The organism is uncultured Campylobacter sp., from assembly GCF_938030815.1.
Taxonomy (GTDB): Bacteria; Campylobacterota; Campylobacteria; order Campylobacterales; family Campylobacteraceae; genus Campylobacter_B.
In genome coordinates this window covers 1-5444 of sequence record NZ_CALHII010000008.1, presented here as the reverse complement: position 1 = coordinate 5444, position 5444 = coordinate 1, and the positions used below count along the sequence as shown (strand labels likewise).

At 49.7% G+C, this 5444-nt stretch carries 6 protein-coding genes and 1 pseudogene; all 7 read left to right on the top strand.

Features of this window, described 5'->3' with window-relative positions:
- A pseudogene (locus Q0277_RS00225) lies at window positions 1–266 on the top strand (TonB-dependent receptor); the annotation flags it as partial.
- A 255-nt stretch (window positions 267–521) separates the two neighbouring features.
- Window positions 522–1571 (top strand): ABC transporter substrate-binding protein, encoded by a 1050-nt coding sequence (locus tag Q0277_RS00220; RefSeq protein ID WP_297994291.1) that lies wholly within the window; start codon window positions 522–524, stop codon window positions 1569–1571.
- A 10-nt stretch (window positions 1572–1581) separates the two neighbouring features.
- Window positions 1582–2598: an iron ABC transporter permease gene (locus Q0277_RS00215; protein WP_297994287.1), complete on the top strand. Its 1017-nt coding sequence runs from the start codon at window positions 1582–1584 to the stop codon at window positions 2596–2598.
- Window positions 2583–3329, top strand: a complete 747-nt coding sequence (locus Q0277_RS00210; protein WP_297994284.1) for an ABC transporter ATP-binding protein — start codon at window positions 2583–2585, stop codon at window positions 3327–3329. The genes Q0277_RS00215 and Q0277_RS00210 overlap by 16 nt, the downstream gene beginning before the upstream one ends.
- Window positions 3330–3507: 178 nt before the next feature.
- On the top strand, window positions 3508–4191 hold the full coding sequence (locus Q0277_RS00205) for a hypothetical protein (protein WP_297994281.1): 684 nt from the start codon (window positions 3508–3510) through the stop codon (window positions 4189–4191).
- A complete protein-coding gene (locus Q0277_RS00200) occupies window positions 4184–4708 on the top strand; it encodes a hypothetical protein (RefSeq protein WP_297994279.1) in 525 nt (174 codons plus the stop codon). Before Q0277_RS00205 ends, Q0277_RS00200 begins: the two co-directional genes overlap by 8 nt.
- Window positions 4709–4840: 132 nt before the next feature.
- Window positions 4841–5272 carry a hypothetical protein gene (locus tag Q0277_RS00195; RefSeq protein ID WP_297994276.1) on the top strand — a complete coding sequence of 144 codons (432 nt, stop codon included), beginning with the start codon at window positions 4841–4843 and terminating at the stop codon, window positions 5270–5272.
- Window positions 5273–5444: the final 172 nt, after the last annotated feature.

Here is a 5444-nt window from a genome sequence, read left to right as displayed (position 1 = left end):
ATAAAATTCTGCCCAAATTCGGCGTTTACGTCTCTCAAGAGCTTAGTTCGAGTCTATGGAACAGAGTGCCCACCGGCAGAAGTAGTCATATAGATCACAAAACGGCCGGCTTTGGCGTAACCAACCTCAAGCTTACGTATGAGCCCGTCGAGAGCTTAAGCGTAGAGGCGGGAGTATCGAATCTGTTTGATAAAAACTATGAGTATAGAGAGGGCTTCCCTGAGGAGGGTCGCGTATTTTTCTCAAACATCAGATATAAATTTTAATTCAGGTTTAGACGGCGGCGGCATTTAGCCTTTTCATTGAACTCCGCGGGCGAGCGGTTTTGAGCTTCATCTTAGACCGCCCGCCCCTTTTAAATTTAAACTCTAAATTTTAAAATCCTAAATTTAGCCAGAATTCTAAAATCACCGCCGATAAATTTTCAAATTTAGCAGCTAAATAGGCGTCTAGCGAAGATAAATCTATTTTAAAATTTCTTTTGCTATACTTGCGAAATTAAAAATTTTAAAGGCACGACCGTGAAAAAAATATTTCTATTTCTCTGCGCCGCGAGCATGCTTTTTGCTCTAAGCGAGGCGCAGATCAAAGACTGCATCGCTCAAAATAGCGAAAACATAGCTCAACTACAAGGCACTCCGACTAAAATTTACGCTAGCTCGCCGCCTCTTTTGTATATGCTTTATGCGCTTGATCCCGCTAAAATCAGCGGCACGAATTTCGAGTGGAACGACTACGAGCGGCCCTACGTCAAAAAAGAGGTGCAAGAGCAGCCCGTCGTGGGCGGCTTTTTCGGCCAGGGTAAAATTCCAAACGTCGAGATGCTGCTACGCCTAAACCCCGAGCTCATCCTCGTAAACGCAAGCTCGCGCAATACTAAAAAGATGAGCGAAGTTTTCGGCTCCATTAAAAAACCGATACTCTATCTAAGCGCAGTGAGGCTCGAGGATTATCTGGACGGGTTTGAAATTTTAGGCGAAGTGACGGGCAAGCAGGAGCGCGCCGCACGTCTCATAAATTATGCTCGCGAATCGCTAAATTTGACCGCGCAGATCGAGGAGTACATCAAGAAAAACAACCTGCAAAAGGTAAAAATTTACTACGCGCAGGGCAGCGACGGGCTAGCCACCGAGTGCGAGGGCTCGTGGCATGCGACTCTCATCGAACGAGCCGGGGCGCAGAACGCGCATAAGTGCAGCGAGGATCCAAACGCCAAATCTTTCGGGCGCGTAAAGATCAGCTTCGAGCAGCTCGTAAAATACGATCCGGACGTCATCCTCATCTACGAAAAGGAGCTGTTTGATAAAATTTATGGCGACCCAAAATGGCAGCTGCTGGGCGCGGTGAAAAACAAAAAGGCCTACTATATCCTGCGCGAGCCCTTTTCGTGGTTTGATAGACCGCCTTCGTTTATGCGGTTCTTAGGGCTAAAGTGGCTCATAAACTTAATCTACCCCGAAGCGTTTAAATTTGACATGGTCCGAGAGACGCGCGAGTTTTATAAGCTATTTTTAGATCTTGAGCTCACAGACGCGCAAATTTATAAAATTTTAGGACGGGGCGCCGAGTGAGTAAAGAAAAATGAGCAAAAGGGCGTTTGCGTTTTTGGCCCTGCTGCTGGCGCTTTACGTCGCGGGTTCGCTGCTGCTAGGCAAATACGGCTTTAGCGCAGAGGACTACGCGCGCTACGTCACGGCGCTGCTGCGGGGTGAAAGCTTAAAAGATTTCGAGGTCATGCACACGCTCCTGCTCGAGATCCGCCTGCCGCGCATACTTGCCTGCGTACTCATCGGCGCGAGCCTCGCGATCAGCGGCGCGGCGTATCAGGCGATGTTTGTTAACCCGCTCGTTAGCCCCTCGATACTGGGCGTTCTAAGCGGTGCGGGTTTTGGCGCGGCGGTCGGGATGTTTTTCAAATTTAACGAATACCTAATCCAGCTTAGCACCTTTGGTTTCGGCTTTCTCGCCGTGGTCGTGGCACTGGGCGTCTCGGCGCTGTATTCGCGCAGCGGTAGCGTCATCGTGCTAGTTCTTGGCGGCGTCATCAGCGGCTCGCTCTTTACTTCGCTACTCTCGGTGCTAAAATACGCTGCAGACCCGAACGACGCGCTTCCTGCGATCACCTATTTTTTGATGGGCAGCCTCGGCTTTGCGTCTAAGAGCTTCATCCAAATTTCAATCCTGCCGATGTGTGCGGGCGTTTTGCTGCTGGCGCTTAGCGGTAAATACCTAAACGCGCTAAGCCTTGGCGAGGAGGAGGCGAAGAGCCTGGGCGTAAATACGGCGCGGGTTAAAATTTTCATCATCCTAGTCGCGACCTTCGTTAGCGCGCTTAGCGTGACGATCGCGGGCATCATCGGCTGGATTGGGCTTATCGTGCCGCACATCGCGCGCTTTATCTTCGGCGCCGACAACCGCGCGGCGCTTGCTAGCTCGGCGATGATCGGCGCGATATTTCTGCTCTTTTGCGACAGCTTCTCGCGGCTCATTTTTACCTTTGAAATCCCCATCGGCATCGTGACCTCGCTATTTGGTATCCCGATGTTTATCATCGTGCTTCGCCGCGCCAAGAGGAGCTTTTGGTGCGAGAAAATTTGATAGAAGTGCGAAATTTGCGCTTTGCCTACCAGGGCAAACCCGTGCTAAAGGGCATCAGCTTTGACGTCGCGACGGGCGATACGCTAAGCATCCTAGGCGCCAACGGCAGCGGCAAAAGCACCCTGCTTCGCATAATGCTCGGATTTTTAAAATTTGAGGGCGAGGTGCTGATCGGCGGCAAAAGTGTGCGCGACTACGGTAAGCGCGAGCTCGCCTCTCTCGTAGCCTACGTGCCGCAGACGCACGCGCCGTCCTATGACTACAGCGTCTTTGACGTCGCGCTGATGGGCGCGCTGTGCAGGACGCCGTTGTTTTCTAGCTTTAGCGCGGCGGATAAAAAGCTAGCCGAGCAGGCACTGGAAAAGATGGGTATCGCGCATCTAAAAAACGCGCCCTACACGAGGGTTAGCGGCGGCGAGCGGCAGTTGGCGTATATCGCGCGCACGCTGGTTCAGGGCGCGAAAGCGATCTTTATGGATGAGCCTACCAACGGGCTGGACTTTGGCAATCAGATCAAGCTGCTCGAGATGATCAAGGCGCTGGGCGACGAGGGCTATACCTTCGTGCAGACGACGCACTACCCGCGTCACGCGAAATTCGTTTCAAATTTGACGCTGTTTATAAAAGGCGGCGAAATTTTAGCTTTCGGGCGCAGCGAGCAGCTCATAAACGCCGAAAATATCGATAAAATTTACGGCATAAACTACGAAAGATATGAGGATATATTATAAATTTTACAGGCGCATAGCGCCGTTAAATTTAGCCGAATTGGGGTAAAATTGCGCGCATTATATGGTTTTCGGCGGCAAACGGCGCGCATTATAAAATGCCGTGTGGGTCGCGGCTGCGGCAATGTAAGCTGCAAACCGAATTGCTAGCGAACAAAACGATAAATTTAAAAGGAAAATCATGACTCCGCGGGAGATATTTTTAAACGGCTGCGATGAGATCGCGGCAAATTTTGCGGACTTCAAGCCCACGCAAAAGGGGCAAAAACTAACGAAGCTTGCAAGCGATAAGGAGATTTTATTTGAAATTTATTTTGGCTCCAGCATGCGCAACTACGCCGGCAGCGTGAGCATCCTACCGCAGATCGCGATCTACTGCAAGCGCCTAAAAAAGCTGATGCAAGAGGAGCTGTCATACTCGAGCGACCTTGTTTTCGTATCGTATCTGAGCTATCTCACGCCGCGCAGGCAGTTTCGCGACTGGCAGTTCGCGGGCGCTAGCTTTGAGCCCAGCGTTCGCGAGATTAGCGCGGCTATCAAAGACTACGCACTGCCTATTTTTGAGCTGTTTGCGGACAAGCAAAAGGCGGTGGAGTTTATGATGCAGCGCGGGGCTAAATTTAATAAAAATCTAAGCGCCTTCGATCTGCGCCCGATCTACCTTATCTTTTATTTCGGCGGCAAGGACGCGGCGGAGGCGTTTTTCAACGTCTGCCTAAGCAATTGCACGCACAAAGGGCGATTTTATAAGCTTTATGAGGAGCTTGCAAACGGCGCGGAGGCGGATTTCGGCAGGAGTTCGTTTTGGGGCGATACGGAGGCGAAATTTGCATTTGTAAAAGGACTTAGAATTTTAAATGGCTGAAGCTTTAATTCAAATTTTAATCGTAATTTTTAGCGTCTTGCTTCTTGGCGGGATTGTTTGGACGCTTTTTTGGCGCAACCCTCGCAAGCTTAATCCGCACCGGCTTGCCGCGATAGATGGGATAGGCGAGGTAAAAAGGCTTTCCGTGAGGCCGTTTTTGTTCTGGCTGGAGCGGTTTTTTATCTCGTGCGAGAGCCTTTGGTTTGATCAGGATTTTATCTACGTTTTTGATGGACAGAAGCTCGCGGCGAGGTATAAATTTGAGCAAATTTTAGCGCTTGAAGTCACAAAAATTCGGATAAATCATGCTAGGATTTGGCGGATCCGCTTTGCGGGCGGCGCGAGCGAGCTTGAACGCGGCAGCGCGAACAAGCCCGAGCAAGACGGTGCGAGCGAATATAAATTTGTGCCCGTCGCTTCGATTTTTGAGCCGAGCTTTAAAGAATTTTTGCAAATTTTACGCGAGAAAAACCGAGGAGCGATCAAGACGGAGCCGAGATTTTGGGGGACCGTTTAGCGCGGCAGAATTTTACAAAACAGATTTGCAAAAAATATAGAAAAGGCACGCAGCTTTCAAGCGCGATCGCCGTAAAGGGCAGCAAAAGCTACGCGCGAAACCGCAAGAGGCGATAATAAATAAGGGGGAAAAATGAAACGCTGGAGCAAGCTTGCAAAACAACTTTACGAGCTCGTGGATGAAAACATTGATTTTAAGCTTCACTGCACGGTTTATCGGATGCAAAGCAGGCGCGGCAGCACGGATTTGCCGCGATATTTTATCACGCTTGCGGGCGAGATTATTTTTGATTACCCGAAGGATTTCGTGCTAAAAAGCGGCGGCATAAAAAGCCTAGCAGAGGGTGCTCTAACGAAAATTTATCCGTATGGTAACGACATAAGCGACATCGGCGAGCTTATCCGCGAATATATCGACACGCCCAAAGAGGAGCTGTTTGCAAAGCACTTCGATGCAGATGAATGGGGGCTCGCAAATATCCTAAAGGCTGCCGACAAACGCATCGGCAAAAAGAGGCTGCAAATTTTAGCCAAAACAGGAAAAATCAAGCGATGCAAAAGGTAATAGCGGCTAGATTGGAGGCTTTGCAATAAATTTGAGCGGTGTTAAAAGCGGAGCGAGCAAGCGCGGACGACAGACTAAAAATTTTGATTTATGAACAGGCTTTTTAAAATTTAGCTTCGATCGTTCGGTGAAAATTTAAAGAATTTCGAGCATATAAAATACGCAGGGGTGG